Source organism: Pseudomonas sp. SORGH_AS_0211 (assembly GCF_031453455.1).
GTDB lineage: Bacteria > Pseudomonadota > Gammaproteobacteria > Pseudomonadales > Pseudomonadaceae > Chryseomonas > Chryseomonas aestiva.
Window position 1 is genome coordinate 1047632 of sequence record NZ_JAVIZV010000001.1, and the last position, 16532, is coordinate 1064163.

Below are 16532 nucleotides of genomic sequence, written 5' to 3' on the forward strand. Positions count from 1 at the left end.
CCCCCCGGCAATCTCGCGCCTCTGGCGCGAAGCAACGTTATCAATAGGGGAAGAGCCTCATAGCTCTTCCCCTATTTTGTATCTGGAGTCCCTAGATGGAAAACCTGGATGCGCTGGTCTCCCAAGCCCTGGAGGCCGTGCGGCTCACCGAAGACACCAATGCCCTGGAACAGCTCCGGGTCAACTACCTGGGCAAGAAGGGTGAACTGACCCAGATCATGAAGACCCTGGGCCACCTCACGGCGGAAGAGCGTCCCCAGGCTGGCGTGCTGATCAACGCCGCCAAGGAACGTGTCCAGGACGCAATCAACAGCCGCAAGGCGACGCTAGAGCAGGCCGCCCTGGCCGCTCGCCTCGCTGCGGAACGCATCGACGTGACCCTGCCCGGACGTGGTCAGGCCTCCGGTGGCCTGCATCCGGTCACCCGTACCCTGGAGCGCATCGAACGCCTGTTTGCCAACATCGGCTATGGCGTCGCCACCGGTCCCGAGATCGAAGACGACTACCATAACTTCGAAGCGCTCAACATCCCCGGCCACCACCCGGCGCGGGCGATGCACGACACTTTCTACTTCAACGCCAACATGCTGCTGCGCACCCACACCTCGCCGGTGCAGATCCGCACCATGGAGAGCCAGCAGCCGCCGATCCGCATCATCTGCCCGGGTCGGGTTTACCGTTGCGACAGTGATCAGACCCACTCGCCGATGTTCCATCAGGTCGAAGGCCTGGTGATCGACGAGGAAGTCAGCTTCGCCGATCTCAAGAGCACCCTGGTGACCTTCCTGCGCGAGTTCTTCGAAGAAGAGCTGGAAGTCCGCTTCCGTCCCTCCTACTTCCCCTTCACCGAACCGTCTGCCGAGGTGGATATCCGCCGCCCGAGCCGCGATGGCGAACCGGCCTCGCGCTGGCTCGAGGTGCTGGGCTGCGGCATGGTCCACCCCAATGTCCTGCGCATGGCCGGTATCGATCCGGAGAAGTACCAGGGCTTCGCCTTCGGCATGGGCGCCGAGCGCCTGGCCATGCTGCGCTACGGGGTCAACGACCTGCGCCTCTTCTTCGACAACGATCTGCGCTTCCTGGCGCAATTCCGCTAGCTGCCAGACGGGAGTCCTATGAAATTCAGTGAACAATGGCTGCGTAGCTGGGTGAACCCTGCGGCTACGCACGAGGATCTGGTTGCCCGGCTGTCCATGGCCGGCCTGGAAGTGGACGGCGTCGAAGCGGCGGCCGGGCGCTTCCAGGGTGTCATCGTCGGCGAGGTGGTCTCCGTCGAGCGCCATCCCGATGCTGACAAGCTCAACGTCTGCCAGGTCAGCAACGGTCAGGAGTCCTTCCAGGTGGTCTGCGGTGCGCCCAATGCGCGCGCGGGCCTGAAGGTGCCTTTCGCCACCGTCGGCGCCACGCTGCCGGGCGACTTCACCATCAAGAAGGCCAAGCTGCGCGGCGTGGAATCCCACGGCATGCTCTGCTCGGCCAGCGAACTGCACATCAGCGACGACAACAGCGGTCTACTGGAGCTGCCGGCCGCGGCGCCGGTGGGCGAGAGCATCCGCAGCTACCTGCAGTTGGACGACGCCATCATCGACGTTGACCTAACCCCGAACCGTGGCGATTGCCTGTCCATCGCCGGTCTGGCGCGGGAAGTGGGCGCCCTGTACAACGCTCAAGTGGAGCCGCTGCAGGTCGAGGCCGTAGCGCCTACGCACCAGGAGACCCGTGAGGTCGAGGTGCTGGCTCCCCAGGCTTGCCCGCGCTACCTGGGTCGCGTGGTCAAGAACGTCGACCTGTCCCGCCCGACCCCGGACTGGATGGTCGAGCGCCTGCGCCGCAGCGGCGTGCGCAGCATCGACGCCGCCGTCGACGTCACCAACTACGTGATGCTCGAACTGGGTCAGCCCATGCATGCCTTCGATCTGGACCAGATCAAGGGCGGCATCCGCGTGCGCCTGGCCGATGTCGGCGAGCGCCTGGTGCTACTGGATGGCCAGGACATCGAACTGCGCAACGACACCCTGGTGATCGCCGACCACGAACGCGCCCTGGCCATCGCCGGCGTCATGGGTGGCGAGCACAGCGGTGTGGCCGCCGGGACCCGTGACCTGTTCCTGGAAAGCGCCTTCTTCGACACCATCGCCGTGGCCGGCAAGGCCCGTTCCTATGGCCTGCACACCGATTCCTCCCACCGCTTCGAGCGGGGCGTAGACTTCGAGCTAGCGCGCAAGGCCATGGAGCGAGCGACCCGTCTGCTGCTCGACATCGTTGGCGGCGAACCGGGTCCGGTCATCGAGGCGGTCAGTGCCGAGCACCTGCCACAGGTCGAGCCGATCCTGCTGCGCGCCGAGCGCATCGAGCGCGTCCTGGGTCTGACCCTGGACGATGCTCAGGTTGAGCGTCTGCTCAGCGGCTTGGGCTTGGCCGTGGCCCGGCTGGAAGCCGGTCGGTGGCAAGTGGGCGTGCCCAGCCACCGGTTCGATATCAGCATCGAAGTGGACCTGATCGAAGAACTGGCGCGCCTGTACGGCTACAACCAGCTGCCGATCCGTTTCCCCCAGGCGCGCCTGGCGCCGCAGCCCCTGCCCGAGAGCAAGGGTGAGCTGAGCCAGCTGCGTCGTCTGCTGGTGGCCCGCGGTTACCAGGAAGCCATCACCTACAGCTTCATCGACGAAAAGACCTTCCGTCTGTTCGCCCCTGAGGCCCAGCCGGTAATGCTGGCCAATCCCATCTCCACCGACATGGCTGCCATGCGCTCGTCGCTGTGGCCGGGTCTGGTCAAGGCCGTGCAGTACAACCTCAACCGTCAGCAGGACCGCGTCCGGCTGTTCGAGTCGGGACTGAGATTCGTCGGTCAGCTGGATAACCTGGTGCAGGAAAATGTCCTGGCTGGCGCGGTCTGTGGTTCGCGTCTGCCGGAGAGCTGGTCGTCCGGTCGTGAGGCGGTGGACTTCTTCGACGTCAAGGCGGATGTCGAGGCGCTGCTCGCTCAATCTGGCGCAGGCACTGACTTCCGCTTCGTAGCAGGCGAGCATCCGGCCTTGCACCCGGGCCAGACCGCGCTGATCGAGCGGGCAGGGCAGCCAGTCGGCTACCTGGGCGCTCTGCATCCAGAAGTGGCGCGCGAACTGGACGTGAATCGTCCGGTGTTCCTCTTCGAGCTTGCGCTGGATGCCCTGACCACCGGCAGCCTGCCGCGCTTTGGCGAGCTGTCGCGCTTCCCGGAAGTGCGTCGTGACCTGGCGTTGGTGGTGGACGAAACCGTAGCCGCAGGCGACCTCCTGGCTGACATCCGCGAAAACGCGGGAGAAGGCCTCAAGGAGCTGCGTCTGTTCGACGTCTACCAAGGCAAAGGCATTGATCCACATAGAAAAAGCGTCGCCATCGGCTTGACCTTGCAACATCCATCGCGCACATTAACCGATGAAGAAGTCAACGAAACGACGCAGAAAATCCTCGTTTCTCTGGAAAGAAGGTTCAACGCCACCTTAAGGAAATAGCGCATGGGGGCCCTGACGAAAGCTGAGATGGCCGAACGTCTGTTTGAGGAGCTCGGTCTGAACAAACGTGAAGCCAAGGAATTGGTCGAACTGTTCTTCGAAGAAATTCGTCATGCGCTCGAAAGCAACGAGCAGGTCAAGTTGTCCGGTTTCGGCAACTTCGACCTGCGCGACAAGCGCCAGCGCCCCGGACGCAATCCCAAGACAGGGGAGGAGATACCCATCACGGCGCGCCGTGTGGTGACTTTCCGCCCCGGGCAGAAACTCAAAGCCAGGGTCGAGGCCTATGCTGGAACCAAGTCATAACGACGAACTGCCGGTTATACCGGGCAAGCGCTACTTCACCATCGGTGAGGTGAGCGATCTCTGCCTGGTCAAGCCGCACGTGCTGCGCTACTGGGAACAGGAATTTCCCCAGCTGAACCCGGTGAAGCGCCGCGGCAACCGGCGCTACTACCAGCGCCACGACGTGCTGATGATCCGCCAGATCCGCTCGCTGCTGTACAACGAAGGCTTCACCATTGGCGGGGCGCGGCAGCGTCTCACCCAGGGCGACGAGACCCGCGACGAGGGTTCGCAGTACCACCAGCTCATCCGCCAGATGATCAGCGAACTCGAAGAAGTCCTCGTCGTACTGAAGAAGTGAAAAAAAGCTTCCACTAATCAAAGCGTTGCAGTAAGATGCACGCCGTTCCCTAGAGGAACACAGTCGGGGCGTAGCGCAGCCTGGTAGCGCACTTGCATGGGGTGCAAGGGGTCGAGTGTTCGAATCACTCCGTCCCGACCAAATTAACGAGAAGGCTCAAGCACTTAGTGGCTTGGGCCTTTTTCGTTTCTGCGCTGAGATAAGATCTATCAGTGGTTGTGTTCATATCCAGGCGGTCACGCATGGGGCCAACCAGAATCCGGGTCTGAGATGAGGCTGCCGGCTGGTAGCTAAGTCGACCAGGCGCATGAGTCCTGCTAAATCTTGAAGGTCCGTAAAGTGCAGAAAAGCCTCCGAGGCGCGGTGTCGCTGCGTCTGCTGATACCTTCTTTTCTCTGCTGAAGCCTAACTGCCGTCGATGCCAGGTTAGGAAGTATCCCAGAGCCCGTGCAGCGATCAGGCGGCCAGTCATTTTCGATCAGACGTTCTTGCTGAATGAGCACGCTTGATGGAGAAGGGCCCACGATAGGGTTGGGCCCTTCTGATCACTCAATGTCCTTTGCTACATCCGCCCCCGCAGACGTCAGCTTTATGGGCGGCGTTAGAGCACGCTGTCCTTGAGTGTCTACCGACAGATGGCCTTTCTGGATAAGTCCATGTTCTTGCAGGTCCTGAAGGACATCCATGACGGCCTCTTCGCCGTGATGGTTGTCGAGAATTTCGTTACCCAGGCCTTCCGGATGCGAGTGATACAGGCGGCGCAAGATTTCAGCTTTGAGTTCTGCATTGATAGCCATGTGGTCTCCTCGTGTGTGTGCAAAGGTTATGACCGTCATTGAGATGGCCAGTGCCTGCGAGGCAGGTGCCAAACATCTTTTGGAGCATCCTTATGCGCGGATTGCGGGCCTTTGCCGTACTTCGATGTTCGAAGCACGAGCGTTAGGTCGCTCTAGCTCAACTGCAGTATGGGTCAGCCACTCAAGGACACTTGATTTTGTGCCTACTATTTTTGTGCCGCGGCCATCGGCCTTTGTCCCATGCAAGAGCGTGCAGCCGCAGAACCAAGCGTCTAGCTGTTGGGAAAGGGGTTTAAAGCTGTCCCTCCCTCGGTCTGTCTATGACGTCCAACTCTGCAATAGGTCATTAGCAGCAGCTAGTCGAATGAATGGCCTCATATCCTGCTGACTATTTATGGCAAACCAACACGAGTTTTGTTAAGCAGCTTGGTGCGCTTGGCGATACTCACGATGGCGACCAAGATGCTCCCACTGGTGAGTAGAGGTGTATTGAAATCAGCCCTCAGTGTGGATAGTGCGTTGCATAGTGCTTTTGTAATGCCTGAATAAAGTCTGTCGCCAGCGGCGTTTGACCTGTCCCCGCGGGAGCAACCACGTAGACCGGAAACAGCAGCTCAGGCTCGAAACGGTGGATGGTGATGCCCTTGTGCAAGAAGTCTTGGGCGACGTTCGGGCTCATGAGGGCGGCGCCCATGCCGGCGGCGACCATCTCGCAGGTGATGGAGCTGTACTGGCCTTCCACGGCGAGCTTGCGTTCGACACCGGCCTGTTCGAAGACCCTGTCCATCTGCTCGCGAGTGCCGTCGCCATGGCAGAGGGAGACGAAGTTCTCGCCGTGGAGATCCTGAGCGTTGATGACCTCTCGTGACGCTAGGCGATGGCCTGGCGGCAGGACGCAGACGGCGCGGAGCCGGGTGATGAGCAGCGTTTCCAGAGGACCGGCGTCGCTGGGCTGGACTACTACGCCTAGATCGCAAAATTGAGACTGCACCCACTGCACCACGGTGGGCGAGGCGTTCATGTGCAGGGAAACGGTCAACTCTGGGCGGGTCGCGACGAAGTCCTTGATAACGTGTGGGATGAGCGTGAGTCCGGTGGACGGCACAGCGGCGATACGCAGTCGGCCGGTACCAAGGTTGCGGATGTTCTTGGCCGATTGGCGCAGGCTATCCAGCCCCACATAGGCCCGCTCCACTTCCTGGAAGAAGGCGCTGCCTTCTTTTGTGGGTATTAGCCTTACCCCGGCGCGCTCGAACAATTTGAGTCCGGTACTCAGCTCCAGCTGCGCGATCAGACGGCTGACGTTGGGCTGCGAGGTGTGCAGGGCTTCGGCGGCCGCGGTCATGGAGCCTAGACGCATCACGCTGCGAAAGGCCTCGATCTGTCTGAGATTCAACCGAGCTCTCCATATCAAATATGAATACTTAACCCGTACCTTCGTATTTGACCCTATGGGTTTAGGCTGACAATACTCGGTCACAAGCCAAATGGCCCCATAAAAAGAAAGCGTTTCCGAATGGCGGTTACCGCGATGTCCTCGGAGGCGGATGCCTAGATCTTCCGGTCGTGTCCTCACGACGTTCTCGATCTGCCGCAACGCAAAAAAGGGAGCATTGCCCGTGACCAGTCCGTATCTCGCCCGTACCTCATCCATCTCCTTGCGTCAGGGTCTGTCCGCGCTGCTGTTGGCCGCAGCCGGCACCGGCATGACGCTTCCCGCTCACGCCGAAACGACGCTGTATGTCGCGGGCGTCGGCGGTTCAACCGAGCAGATGTACAAGACCCGCGTCATTCCCGCCTTCGAAAAGGCGCATGGGGTGAAGGTCGTGTATGTATCGGGCAACTCGACTGAAACGCTGGCCAAGTTGCAGGCGCAGAAAGGGCGGCAGCAGATCAACGTCGCCATGATGGACGATGGCCCCATGTACCAGGCACTGCAACTAGGGTTCTGCGAAAAGCTCACGGATGCGCCTGTCTATCAGGACCTGTATCCCCTGGCGCGTCTGAGTCCCGAGGCCACGGCAGTGGGTATGGTCGCCACGGGGATCGGCTACAACGAAGAAGCCTTCAAGAAGCGCGGTTGGGCGGCTCCGACGTCCTGGACCGATCTTGAAGATCCGAAGTACCGGCAGCTGCTGGGCATGCCGCCGATCACCAATACCTACGGCCTGCATTCGCTGATCGAGATGGCGCGGCTGAATGGCGGCGGCGAGAAAGACATCGATCCGGGCTTCGCGGTGTTCGAGAAGAAGATCGCGCCAAACGTGCTGGCCTGGGTGAGTGCGCCGGGCGAGATGGACGGGATGATGCAGAACGGTGATGTGCTCATGGCGGTGTACGGCAGTGGCCGTGCGGTAGCGCTGCAGAACACCAGCTTTCCGCTCAAGTTCATCTATCCGAAGGAGGGCGCCGTAGCCCTCCAGGTCGCCGCCTGCGCCGTCACGCCCAATGCGCAGTCCGAACTCTCCCAGCAATTCATTCAGTACGTGCTGTCGCCGGAAATCCAGAAGATTCAGTCCGAAAGCAACGGCTTCGCGCCGGTGAATCGCACGGTGAAGCTGCCGTCAGAACTGGCTGACCGTATGCCCTACGGACAGGAAAAGGTCGACAGCCTGCTCAAGGTCGATTGGGACACCATCAACCAGAAGCGTTCCGAGTGGACGACGCGCTGGAACAGGACCATCGAGCGGTAAAAGGCGTATCGGCCAGACGGCGATGAAGTGACAGCGGGATTGCAACTGGAGAGGAGGGCGCCTTCGGGTTACTTCTCTACCTGCTGCAGCAACAAGCCGTGAGTCCATTTCGCCATCGTCCGGTTCCGACTCGCTCAATGATCGAGTGGCTGGTTTTTCCCTAGAAACCGGTCGCTCCCACCTCCCTTGGACGAACAGCGATCACGCCCTCGTGAGCGCCGGAGGCATGCCCATGGCTTTCCTGATCCTCGACGGCCTCGTCAAAACCTATGGTGACTTCACCGCCATCGCCGGGCTCGACCTCGCGGTAGAGAAAGGCGAATTTCTGTCCTTGCTCGGCCCTTCGGGGTGCGGCAAGACCACGACGCTGCAGAGCGTTGCCGGCTTCGTGCAGCCCACAGCCGGGCGCATCGTGCTGGACGGGCGTGACATCACCCATGTCCGCCCGGAGAAGCGCGGACTGGGAATGGTGTTCCAGAGCTATGCCCTGTTCCCCCACATGACCGTGGCCGAGAACGTCAGCTTCGGCCTGGAGATGCGCGGCGTGTCGCGTAGCGACAGAGGGGAGCGAGTGAAGTCGGCGCTCGATATGGTTCGGCTGCAGGGCCTGGGCGAGCGCTATCCCAAGGCCCTGTCCGGCGGGCAGCGTCAGCGGGTGGCCATCGCCCGCGCGCTGGCGATCCGCCCGGACCTGTTGCTGCTGGACGAGCCGATGTCGAACCTCGACGCCAAGTTGCGCGAGGACATGCACATCGAGTTGCGCGCCATCCAGCGCGACCTGGGTATCACCACCATCCTGGTCACCCACGACCAGGTGGAGGCGATGACCATGAGCGATCGCATCGCGGTGATGCACGGCGGGCGCATCGTGCAGATAGGTTCGCCGTTCGAGACCTACGAGCGACCCCAGTCGCCCTTCGCCTCGAGCTTCCTGGGCAAGACCAATGCCTTCCCCGGTGCCGTCCACAACCGCAAGCCACGCTGCTACGAAGTCAAGGTCGATGGCCTGATGCTGCATGTCCCTCATGAGGGGCATCAGTTCGACGGCGATGTAAACGTCTACCTGCGTCCGGAAAAGATCCGCCTGACCGATCCTGCCGAAGCGCGCTTGCGCGGCACGGTGCGCATGCGGGTGTTCCTGGGCAACCTCTGGCTGATCGGTGTCGAGAGCCCCCTGGGGCCGGTGAATCTGACGCAACCGAACCTCGGTGCGCCACCGCCGCTGGAAGGGGAGCAGGTGGGCCTGACCTGGCTGGACGACGACCTGCGGCTGCTCGGCCGGGAGGTGTCCCATGGCCACCTATGATGCCGAGCGCGTCGGCAGCGCCCCCTGGCTGCTGACCGGGCCTGCGCTCCTCGTGTTCCTGACCCTGCTGGCGGCCCCACTGGTGCTCACGGCCATGCTGTCGTTGAACCTGTTCAGCGATACGAAGGGCGTGATCCCGGTGTACTCGCTCGCCAACTACCTGGAGGTGTTCGGCGACGATTATTTCCACGAGATCTTCCTGCGCACCGGCGGCATGGCGCTCGCCGTCACCGTCTGCTCGGTCCTGATCGGCGTGCCGGAGACCCTCATTATCGCCCGCATGCGCGCACCCTGGCGGTCGCTGTTCCTGCTGGTGGTGCTCGGTCCGCTGCTCATCTCGGTCGTCGTGCGCACCCTGGGGTGGGCCATCCTGCTGGGCAACAACGGGCTGATCAACCAGGCGTTGCAGGCGCTGGGCATCATCGATTTTCCGATCCGCATGATGTTCACCCAGTTCGGGGTCGTGCTGGCGCTGACCCATGTGCTGGTGCCCTTCATGGTGATCGCCGTCTGGGCCAGCCTGCAAAAGCTCGATCTGCAGGTGGAGCAGGCCGGCCTGTCGCTGGGCGCCTCGCGGATGACGACCTTCAGGCGGGTGGTGCTGCCGCAGATCGTGCCGGGAATCCTCTCGGGCTCGATCATCGTCTTCGCTCTGGCGGCCTCGGCCTTCGCCACCCCCGCGATCATCGGCGGACGTCGCCTCAAGGTGGTCGCCACGGCCGCCTACGACGAGTTCCTCGGTTCGCTGAACTGGCCGCTGGGCGCTGCCATCGCCGTGCTGCTGCTGATCGCCAACCTGGTGATCGTGGTGGGCTGCAGTCGGTTGGCCGAGCGCCGTTTCAAACACGTCTTCGAGTGATCGCCATGTACCGAAACGGTTTCTTCTCTCTTGCCTTTCATACGCTCTTCATCGCCTTCATCGTCGCGCCGCTGGTGGTGGTGATGGCGGTGTCCTTTACCGGCGAAGGCTTCATCTCGCTGCCCTCTGGTGGCCTGTCGCTGCGCTGGTTTGAGGCGCTGTGGGCCAACCAGGAAATGGTCGACGCCTTCTGGCTGTCGCTCAAGCTGGGCCTGGTGTCGGCGACGGTCGCCACCCTGCTGGCGGTCCCCGCGGCGCTGGCCATCAGTCGCTACGACTTTCCCGGACACGGGGCGATCACCGGCTTTCTGATGTCGCCGCTGATGATTCCCTCGGTGGTGCTGGGGATCGCCTTCCTGCGCTTCTTTTCCCTCACCCAGGTAGGCGGCTCGCTGTGGGCGCTAAGCATCACCCACGTCATCGTCGTGCTGCCCTATGCCTTGCGCCTGACGCTGGCGTCCACCATTGGCCTGGAACGCGACGCGGAACACGCGGCGCTATCCCTGGGCGCCAATCGGCTGCAGACCTTCTGGCGGGTGATCCTGCCGCGGATCCGCACCGGCGTGGTCGGTGGTTGGCTGCTCGCCTTCATCCAGAGTTTCGACGAGTTGACCATGACGGTCTTCGTCGCCACGCCTGGCACCACGACCCTACCGGTCGCCATGTACAACCAGATTTCCCAGACCATCGATCCCCTGATCACGGCGGCCTCCACGGTGCTGATCCTGGGCACCCTGGCGGTGATGCTGCTGCTGGATCGGCTCGTCGGTCTGGATCGGGTGCTGATCGGAGAGAAGCAATGAACGACAGCAGCGTACCCACTTCGGCGGAGGTCATCGTGGTTGGCGGTGGACTGGTCGGCATGGCGGTGGCCTATGGCCTGGCGAAGGCCGGTACCAGGACGCTCGTGCTCGACCAGGGCGATGACGCCTTCCGCGCTTCCCGGGGCAACTTCGGTCTGGTCTGGGTGCAGGGCAAGGGCTTTGATCGCCTCGAATATTCTCGCTGGACGCGTTCCTCGGCATTGGCTTGGGCTGGGCTGGCCGAGGATCTGCTGGCAGAGACGGACGTCGATGTCCGCCTGAAGCAGCCCGGCGGCTTTCACATGTGCTTTTCCGATCAGGAGCTGGCGGAGCGGCAGGCGCGGCTGGCAGGTATGCAGGCGGGCCTGGGCGATTACCCCTTCGAGATGCTGGATCAGGCGGATCTGCGGGCACGCTTGCCCGGTATCGGTCCGAAGGTCGTCGGGGCGAGCTACACGCCCATGGATGGCCATGTGAATCCGCTCAAGCTCCTGCGGGCTTTGCATGCGGGAGCGCAGCACCACGGGGCGACGGTACTGGGGCGGATGCCGGTCGAGCGGATCGACTCCGCGCCTGGCGAATTCACCGTGGTCACCCCCGGTCAGCGCTTCACCGCGCCGCGCCTGGTGCTGGCGGCGGGCCTGGGCAATCGGCCGCTGGGGGAGCAGGTCGGACTGCATGCCCCGGTCGCGCCAAATCGTGGGCAGGTATTGGTCAGTGAGCGGGTTCGCCCCTTCCTGGACTACCCGACGATCAATGTGCGCCAGACCGACGAGGGCAGCGTGCAGCTCGGCGACTCGATGGAGGAGGTCGGCTTCAACGACCTCACCACCACCGACGTGCTCGCCAGGATCGCCCAGCGTGGCGTCAACACCTTCCCGCTGCTGGCTGACGTGCGCCTGGTGCGCGCCTGGGGCGCCCTGCGCGTCATGAGCCCGGATGGCTATCCGATCTATCAAGAGTCCGCCTCGCATCCCGGCGCCTTCGTCGTCACCTGCCACAGCGGCGTGACCCTGGCCGCAGCGCATGCGACCCGAATCGCGCCCTGGGTCCGCGGCGGTGAACAGCCGGAAGAGCTGGCGGTATTCGCCGGCGAACGTTTTCTCACGGGGGAGGTGTTTTCCCATGCCCACTGATTCCTTGTTTCGCCGCGTGGACGCCGAAGGCGGCCGTCTCATCACCCTGACCTTCGACGACCAGGCCTTCCAGGTGCCGAACGGTCTTACGGTTGCCGCCGCCTTGCTGCTGGCGGGCGTACGTCGGTTCCGCACCTCACCGGTAGGCGGTGAAGCCCGTGCACCCTATTGCATGATGGGCGTGTGCTTCGAATGCCTGGTCGAGATCGATGGGGTGCCGAGTCGCCAGAGTTGCCTGATCGAGGCGGCCGACGGCATGCGCATCCGTTCGCAGCAGGGCGCCCGGGAGCTGCCTTTCATCGCCGTCGAGCCCGTGGTGATGGAGGTGCAGCCATGAATCTCGAACCTATAGACGTCGTCGTCATCGGTGCGGGTCCTGCCGGCATGGCCGGGGCGCGAACCCTGGCGGATCTGGGGCTCTCCGTCGTGCTGCTGGATGAACAGGCCGCGGTGGGCGGGCAGATCTATCGCGGCATCGCCAGCGCCTCACCCGCGCGTCGCACCCTGCTCGGGCCGGACTATGCGGCCGGCGCCAGCTTGGCGGATGCATTGAAGAACACTACCGTGCGCCACGAGACGGGGGCGTCCGTCTGGCAGATCACCCGCGAGCGTCAGGTGCATTATCTCAAGGACGGACGGGTACGTTCATTCGCCGCCAGGGCTGTACTGCTGGCGACCGGCGCTATGGAGCGGCCCTTTCCCATTCCCGGCTGGACCCTGCCCGGAGTGATGACCGCTGGGGCCGCGCAGATCCTGCTCAAGACCGCCGGCATCGGTCCGCAGGGACCGGTGGTGCTGGCCGGGTGCGGGCCGCTGCTCTACCTGCTCGGCTGGCAATACCTGCGGGCGGGCATCCCCATCGCGGCCCTGGTGGACACTAGTCGCCGTGAGGACTACTGGCGCGCCCGGGGCCATTTGCTGGCGGCCCTTAGGGCCTGGCCCTACCTGCGCAAGGGCGTCTCGCTGCTGCGCGCCTTACGCAAAGGCGAGGTCCCGCACTACACCGGTGCCGAGCAACTGCAGGTCGAAGGGGAAGGGCAGGCGCAGGCGCTCAGCTTCGTCGTCGATGGGCAGGCACAGCGCGTTCGAGCCAACACCGTGTTGCTGCACCAGGGCGTGGTGCCGAACATCCAGTTCACCCAGGCCCTCCGGGCCCAGCATCGCTGGGATGATGCGCAGTTGTGCTTCGTACCTGAAACCGACCAATGGGGCGCGCTCGATGTGCCCTTCATCTCGGTGGCCGGCGATGGCGCGGGTATCGGTGGCGCCCAGGCCGCGGCCTTGCAGGGGCAGCTCGCGGCGCTCGGGCTGGCGCGCAGCCTCGGCCAGCTCACCCCGGCTCAGCGCGATGCCCAGGCCGCACCCTTGCGTGCGGAGCTGGAACGCAACCTGCGTATCCGTCCCTTCCTTGATGCCCTGTATCGCCCCCGCGAGGAGAACCGCATTCCCCCGCGTGACGACGTCACCATCTGCCGATGCGAAGAGGTCACGGCAGGCGATGTCCGCCGCTTCGTCGAGCTGGGCTGCAGTGGTCCGAACCAGGCGAAATCCTTCGGGCGCTGCGGCATGGGCCCCTGTCAGGGGCGCATGTGCGGACTGACCGTCACCGAGATCATCGCCAAGTCACGCGGGCTCACGCCCGACGAGGTGGGCTATTACCGTATTCGGCCACCGATCAAGCCCATCACCCTGGGAGAACTCGCCAGTGGCTGACAGGACGGCAGGCGTGATCGTCATTGGCGCCGGGCTGCATGGGTTGAGCACGGCCTGGCAGCTCGCGCAGCGCGGCGTGGGGGTAATCGTGCTCGAAGCCGACTACGCCGGACGGCATGCCTCTGGGGTGAACGCCGGCGGGGTGCGGACGCTCGGTCGGCATCTCGCGGAAATCCCACTGGCGCTGGCGTCGCGCGCGCTCTGGCACAACCTGCCGGAGCTGCTAGGAACCGATGCCAGTTTCGTTGCCAGCGGCCAGCTCAAGTTGGCCGAAACCGACGCAGAGCTGCAGGACTGTCGGGATCGAGTCGCCGAACTGCAGGCCCATGGCTTCACTCATGAGGTGCTCATCGATCGGCAGGAGGTTTTCGAACTCCTGCCAACGGTCGCGCCCCATGTGGTGGGGGGTATATGGGTGGCGGACGATGGCTACGCGACGCCTTACCGCGTAGTGACTGCGGTTCGGCAGGCAGCGGAGCGCCTGGGTGTGGTGCTGCATGAGCAGACGCCGGCGCTGTCCATCAGCCAGCGAGGCACGCGTTGGCAGGTCGAGACGCGCCAAGGGCGGTTCGAGGCGGACCAGCTGGTGGTGACGGCCGGTGCCTGGGCGGGACGGCTGGCTGCCGAGGTGGGCGAACCGGTCCCTACCTATCCACAAGGGCTGATGCTGATGGTGACCCATCGGGTGGCGCCCTTCTGCAGTCAGGTGCTCGGGGCCACTGGCCGCGCCCTATCCTTCAAGCAATTCGACAACGGCACAGTGGTCATTGGCGGCAAGTTGATCGGTGCTCTGGACTTCGACGCTCGCCATGGCGAAGTCGATATCGCTCGTCTGGTGACCAGTGCCCAGACCGTGACGGATCTCTTTCCGCACCTCAGGCACCTCGGCATCAACCGCGCCTGGTCCGGTATCGAAGCCTTCACCGAAGATGATCTACCCGTCATCTCGAACAGCAGTCGCGCCAGTGGCCTGACCTACTCGTTCGGTTACTGCGGCAGCGGTTTCCAGATGAGCCTCGGCACCGGTCAGCGGGTCGCGCAGCTGGTGCTGGGCGAGTCGTCATCCATCGATTTTGCGGCCTTTGCCATCGATCGCTTTCACAAAAATTCCTCAACCCCCAGGCCACCCAAGGAGCCTATATGCAACCCATTACCCGTATCGAAACCAACCAGCGCATGAGCCGGGTCGTCCAGTACAAGGGTGGCATCACCTTCGTCGGCGGCCAGACCGCCAACGACCGCACCCAGGACATCAAGGGGCAGACCGCGCAGGTCCTGCAGAAGATCGACGACTACCTGGCCAAGGTCGGCCTGGACAAGACGCGCATCCTCAGCGCCCAGGTGTGGCTGTCGGACATCCAGGCCAATTTCGCCGGCATGAACGAAGTGTGGGACGCCTGGGCCCCGGAAGGGCAGGCACCCGCGCGGGCCACGGTGGAATCCAGGCTGGCGGCGCCGGAATTGCTGGTCGAGATCGCCATCGTCGCGGCAGCGGAGTGATAGAAGGCGCATCGGCTCGCATGAGGCGGTGCGCCTATCGGTAATCACCAGCGGCTAGCGACGCCGGGATAGGTCGCTCAGGACACCACTTCGACGCGAACCAGGCCCTGCTGCCTGAAGGGGGTGAGGACGTCGCTCGCCGTGGCATCGGTGATCAGGGTCCAATCCGTCTTGAGCGGCGTCCAGTATTGCTGGCGATCACGCCCCAGCTTGGTCGAGTCGGCGAGCACGAAGACCTCGGCGGCCTGCTGGATCATCAGCTCCTTGAGGTAGGCCTGCTCGGTACTGGCCTCGCACAGGCCGCGGCCGGCCACCACGCCGTCCGCGCTGAGGAAGACCTTGTCGGCCGACAGCCGCTCCAGCATGGTGAAGGCCGCCGGGCCGAAGGTGGACATGCTGCCGGGGCGCAGGTCGCCGCCGAGCAGGGTGACGTGGCCTTCAGGCAGATCACGCAGCAGCGGCACCGCCAGCAGGTTGTTGGTGATGACGTGCAGGCCGCGTCTTTCATTGAGCAGCTTGGCCAGGGCGGCAGTGGTGGTGCCGCCGTCCAGCACCAGGGTGTCGTTATCCTTGATGTGGGCGAGGGCGGCGCGGGCAAGCAGGGCCTTTTCCGGGCCGGACTGGTTGCTGCGTTGCTCCAGGGATGGCTCGGGCTCACGGGTGCCGATGTGGGTCGCGCCGCCATAGGTCCGCAGGATCTGGCCTTCTTCCGCGAGGGCGGTGAGGTCGCGGCGGACCGTGGCTTCCGACACCCCCAGATGCCGGCAGAGGGTTTCGACGTTGGTGTGACCAGCCAGGACCAGTTCGAGGATGGCCTGGCGACGTTTGGCGACCTTCATGGGGAATCCATCGGGAGAGACCGCGCTACTCTAGCGCAGTCACGCTTCCCCCACATCACAGCGACGCGCCACCACAGACCGTCAGCGTCTGGCCGGTGAGGGCGCCGGCATCCGGACCGAGCAGGAAGGCGGTCAGGCCCGCGATCTCTTCAGGCTGCACGTAGCGGCCCAGCGGGGGCAGCCGCGGCGGGGTGCCGGCACGACCCGGATCACGCAGCATGGGCGTCTCGGTTGCCCCAGGCGCCACCAGGTTCACGGTGATGCCACGCGAGGCCAACTCCAGCGCCCAGGAGCGCACCAGACCCACCAGGGCCGCCTTGGTGGCGGCGTACTGGCTGCGTCCAGCGGCGCCCTGCATGGTGCGGCTGCCGATCAGCACGATACGACCGCCTGCGGCGAGGCGCTCGATCAGGCGATCCACCAGCCGGCTGGCCACGGCGACGTGCAGGTGCCACATGGCGGCGCCATCGGCCGGATCAAGGGTGCCCAGGGGCGCGGTACGCATGAAGCCGGCCGCGTGAACGATGGCATCCAGCGGACCGCTGTCGGCCAGCACGGCGTCCAGTGCCTGGTCATCGGCCAGATCGACGCCGATCCAGGTCAGCGCCGGATGCGGCTGTTCCGGCGGGCGGCGGCTGAGGCCGGTCACCCGCCAGCCTTCGGCGAGCAGGCGCTGGGCGATGGCCGCGCCGATGCCGGAGCTGACGCCGGTCACCAGGGCATGAGGCTGAGTCGTCATCGCCGTC

The 16532-nt window shown here is 64.1% G+C and carries 17 protein-coding genes and 1 tRNA gene; 14 read left to right on the top strand and 4 right to left on the bottom strand.

The features are described from left to right. The first annotated feature begins 95 nt into the window (after positions 1-95). The 5 genes from pheS to QE393_RS04790 all read left to right on the top strand — a co-directional run bounded on the left by pheS (position 96) and on the right by QE393_RS04790 (position 4281). Complete coding sequence (pheS, locus tag QE393_RS04770) at positions 96-1097, top strand: phenylalanine--tRNA ligase subunit alpha (protein WP_310042333.1); 1002 nt, start codon at positions 96-98, stop codon at positions 1095-1097. 18 nt (positions 1098-1115) lie between these two features. After that, complete coding sequence (gene pheT / locus QE393_RS04775; RefSeq protein ID WP_310042334.1) at positions 1116-3494, top strand: phenylalanine--tRNA ligase subunit beta; 2379 nt, start codon at positions 1116-1118, stop codon at positions 3492-3494. 3 nt (positions 3495-3497) lie between these two features. Next, positions 3498-3800 carry an integration host factor subunit alpha gene (ihfA, locus tag QE393_RS04780; protein ID WP_007159196.1) on the top strand — a complete coding sequence of 101 codons (303 nt, stop codon included), beginning with the start codon at positions 3498-3500 and terminating at the stop codon, positions 3798-3800. Further along, entirely contained in the window at positions 3781-4140 is a 360-nt protein-coding gene (locus tag QE393_RS04785; protein ID WP_007159195.1) for a MerR family transcriptional regulator, read from the top strand. Before ihfA ends, QE393_RS04785 begins: the two co-directional genes overlap by 20 nt. Positions 4141-4204: 64 nt before the next feature. After that, a tRNA-Pro gene (locus tag QE393_RS04790) sits at positions 4205-4281 on the top strand. A gap of 404 nt (positions 4282-4685) precedes the next feature. Here QE393_RS04790 and QE393_RS04795 read toward each other — a convergent pair. Both QE393_RS04795 and QE393_RS04800 read right to left on the bottom strand, forming a co-directional pair. Continuing rightward, entirely contained in the window at positions 4686-4937 is a 252-nt protein-coding gene (locus tag QE393_RS04795) for a hypothetical protein (protein ID WP_273809194.1), read from the bottom strand. Between the two features lie 502 nt (positions 4938-5439). Next, positions 5440-6333, bottom strand: a complete 894-nt coding sequence (locus tag QE393_RS04800; RefSeq protein WP_273809195.1) for a LysR substrate-binding domain-containing protein — start codon at positions 6331-6333, stop codon at positions 5440-5442. A 223-nt stretch (positions 6334-6556) separates the two neighbouring features. Between QE393_RS04800 and QE393_RS04805 the strand changes: the two genes are divergently transcribed. The 9 genes from QE393_RS04805 (at position 6557) to QE393_RS04845 (ending at position 14947) form a co-directional block, all read left to right on the top strand. After that, complete coding sequence (locus tag QE393_RS04805) at positions 6557-7630, top strand: ABC transporter substrate-binding protein (protein ID WP_273809196.1); 1074 nt, start codon at positions 6557-6559, stop codon at positions 7628-7630. Between the two features lie 232 nt (positions 7631-7862). Continuing rightward, complete coding sequence (locus tag QE393_RS04810) at positions 7863-8936, top strand: ABC transporter ATP-binding protein (protein WP_273809198.1); 1074 nt, start codon at positions 7863-7865, stop codon at positions 8934-8936. Beyond that, the gene (locus QE393_RS04815; RefSeq protein WP_108581394.1) at positions 8923-9795 is read left to right on the top strand and encodes an ABC transporter permease; all 873 of its coding nucleotides are present in this window, start codon (positions 8923-8925) and stop codon (positions 9793-9795) included. The genes QE393_RS04810 and QE393_RS04815 overlap by 14 nt, the downstream gene beginning before the upstream one ends. Positions 9796-9800: 5 nt before the next feature. Then, on the top strand, positions 9801-10598 hold the full coding sequence (locus tag QE393_RS04820; protein WP_273809199.1) for an ABC transporter permease: 798 nt from the start codon (positions 9801-9803) through the stop codon (positions 10596-10598). Next, positions 10595-11734: an FAD-binding oxidoreductase gene (locus tag QE393_RS04825; protein ID WP_273809201.1), complete on the top strand. Its 1140-nt coding sequence runs from the start codon at positions 10595-10597 to the stop codon at positions 11732-11734. Before QE393_RS04820 ends, QE393_RS04825 begins: the two co-directional genes overlap by 4 nt. After that, the gene (locus QE393_RS04830) at positions 11724-12071 is read left to right on the top strand and encodes a (2Fe-2S)-binding protein (RefSeq protein WP_273809202.1); all 348 of its coding nucleotides are present in this window, start codon (positions 11724-11726) and stop codon (positions 12069-12071) included. Before QE393_RS04825 ends, QE393_RS04830 begins: the two co-directional genes overlap by 11 nt. Then, positions 12068-13447, top strand: a complete 1380-nt coding sequence (locus QE393_RS04835) for an NAD(P)/FAD-dependent oxidoreductase (RefSeq protein WP_310042338.1) — start codon at positions 12068-12070, stop codon at positions 13445-13447. Before QE393_RS04830 ends, QE393_RS04835 begins: the two co-directional genes overlap by 4 nt. Positions 13448-13460: 13 nt before the next feature. Next, a complete protein-coding gene (locus QE393_RS04840) occupies positions 13461-14627 on the top strand; it encodes an FAD-binding oxidoreductase (RefSeq protein ID WP_273809204.1) in 1167 nt (388 codons plus the stop codon). After that, complete coding sequence (locus tag QE393_RS04845) at positions 14588-14947, top strand: RidA family protein (protein ID WP_027596893.1); 360 nt, start codon at positions 14588-14590, stop codon at positions 14945-14947. Before QE393_RS04840 ends, QE393_RS04845 begins: the two co-directional genes overlap by 40 nt. Before the next feature lie 77 nt (positions 14948-15024). Here QE393_RS04845 and QE393_RS04850 read toward each other — a convergent pair whose 3' ends face one another. Continuing rightward, on the bottom strand, positions 15025-15786 hold the full coding sequence (locus tag QE393_RS04850) for a DeoR/GlpR family DNA-binding transcription regulator (protein ID WP_273809205.1): 762 nt from the start codon (positions 15784-15786) through the stop codon (positions 15025-15027). A gap of 55 nt (positions 15787-15841) precedes the next feature. After that, complete coding sequence (locus QE393_RS04855) at positions 15842-16525, bottom strand: SDR family NAD(P)-dependent oxidoreductase (protein WP_273809206.1); 684 nt, start codon at positions 16523-16525, stop codon at positions 15842-15844. Between the last annotated feature and the right edge of the window lie 7 nt (positions 16526-16532).

Excerpts from the sequence above, each read along its gene's own strand:
- QE393_RS04825 (WP_273809201.1), top strand. The coding sequence starts at position 10,595 with ATGAACGACAGCAGCGTACCCACTTCGGCGGAGGTCATCGTGGTTGGC.
- QE393_RS04795 (WP_273809194.1), bottom strand. The coding sequence starts at position 4,937 with ATGGCTATCAATGCAGAACTCAAAGCTGAAATCTTGCGCCGCCTGTAT.
- QE393_RS04815 (WP_108581394.1), top strand. The coding sequence starts at position 8,923 with ATGGCCACCTATGATGCCGAGCGCGTCGGCAGCGCCCCCTGGCTGCTG.
- QE393_RS04855 (WP_273809206.1), bottom strand. The coding sequence starts at position 16,525 with ATGACGACTCAGCCTCATGCCCTGGTGACCGGCGTCAGCTCCGGCATC.
- pheS (WP_310042333.1), top strand. The coding sequence starts at position 96 with ATGGAAAACCTGGATGCGCTGGTCTCCCAAGCCCTGGAGGCCGTGCGG.
- pheT (WP_310042334.1), top strand. The coding sequence starts at position 1,116 with ATGAAATTCAGTGAACAATGGCTGCGTAGCTGGGTGAACCCTGCGGCT.
- QE393_RS04820 (WP_273809199.1), top strand. The coding sequence starts at position 9,801 with ATGTACCGAAACGGTTTCTTCTCTCTTGCCTTTCATACGCTCTTCATC.
- QE393_RS04810 (WP_273809198.1), top strand. The coding sequence starts at position 7,863 with ATGGCTTTCCTGATCCTCGACGGCCTCGTCAAAACCTATGGTGACTTC.
- QE393_RS04785 (WP_007159195.1), top strand. The coding sequence starts at position 3,781 with ATGCTGGAACCAAGTCATAACGACGAACTGCCGGTTATACCGGGCAAG.
- ihfA (WP_007159196.1), top strand. The coding sequence starts at position 3,498 with ATGGGGGCCCTGACGAAAGCTGAGATGGCCGAACGTCTGTTTGAGGAG.
- QE393_RS04850 (WP_273809205.1), bottom strand. The coding sequence starts at position 15,786 with ATGAAGGTCGCCAAACGTCGCCAGGCCATCCTCGAACTGGTCCTGGCT.
- QE393_RS04845 (WP_027596893.1), top strand. The coding sequence starts at position 14,588 with ATGCAACCCATTACCCGTATCGAAACCAACCAGCGCATGAGCCGGGTC.
- QE393_RS04830 (WP_273809202.1), top strand. The coding sequence starts at position 11,724 with ATGCCCACTGATTCCTTGTTTCGCCGCGTGGACGCCGAAGGCGGCCGT.
- QE393_RS04835 (WP_310042338.1), top strand. The coding sequence starts at position 12,068 with ATGAATCTCGAACCTATAGACGTCGTCGTCATCGGTGCGGGTCCTGCC.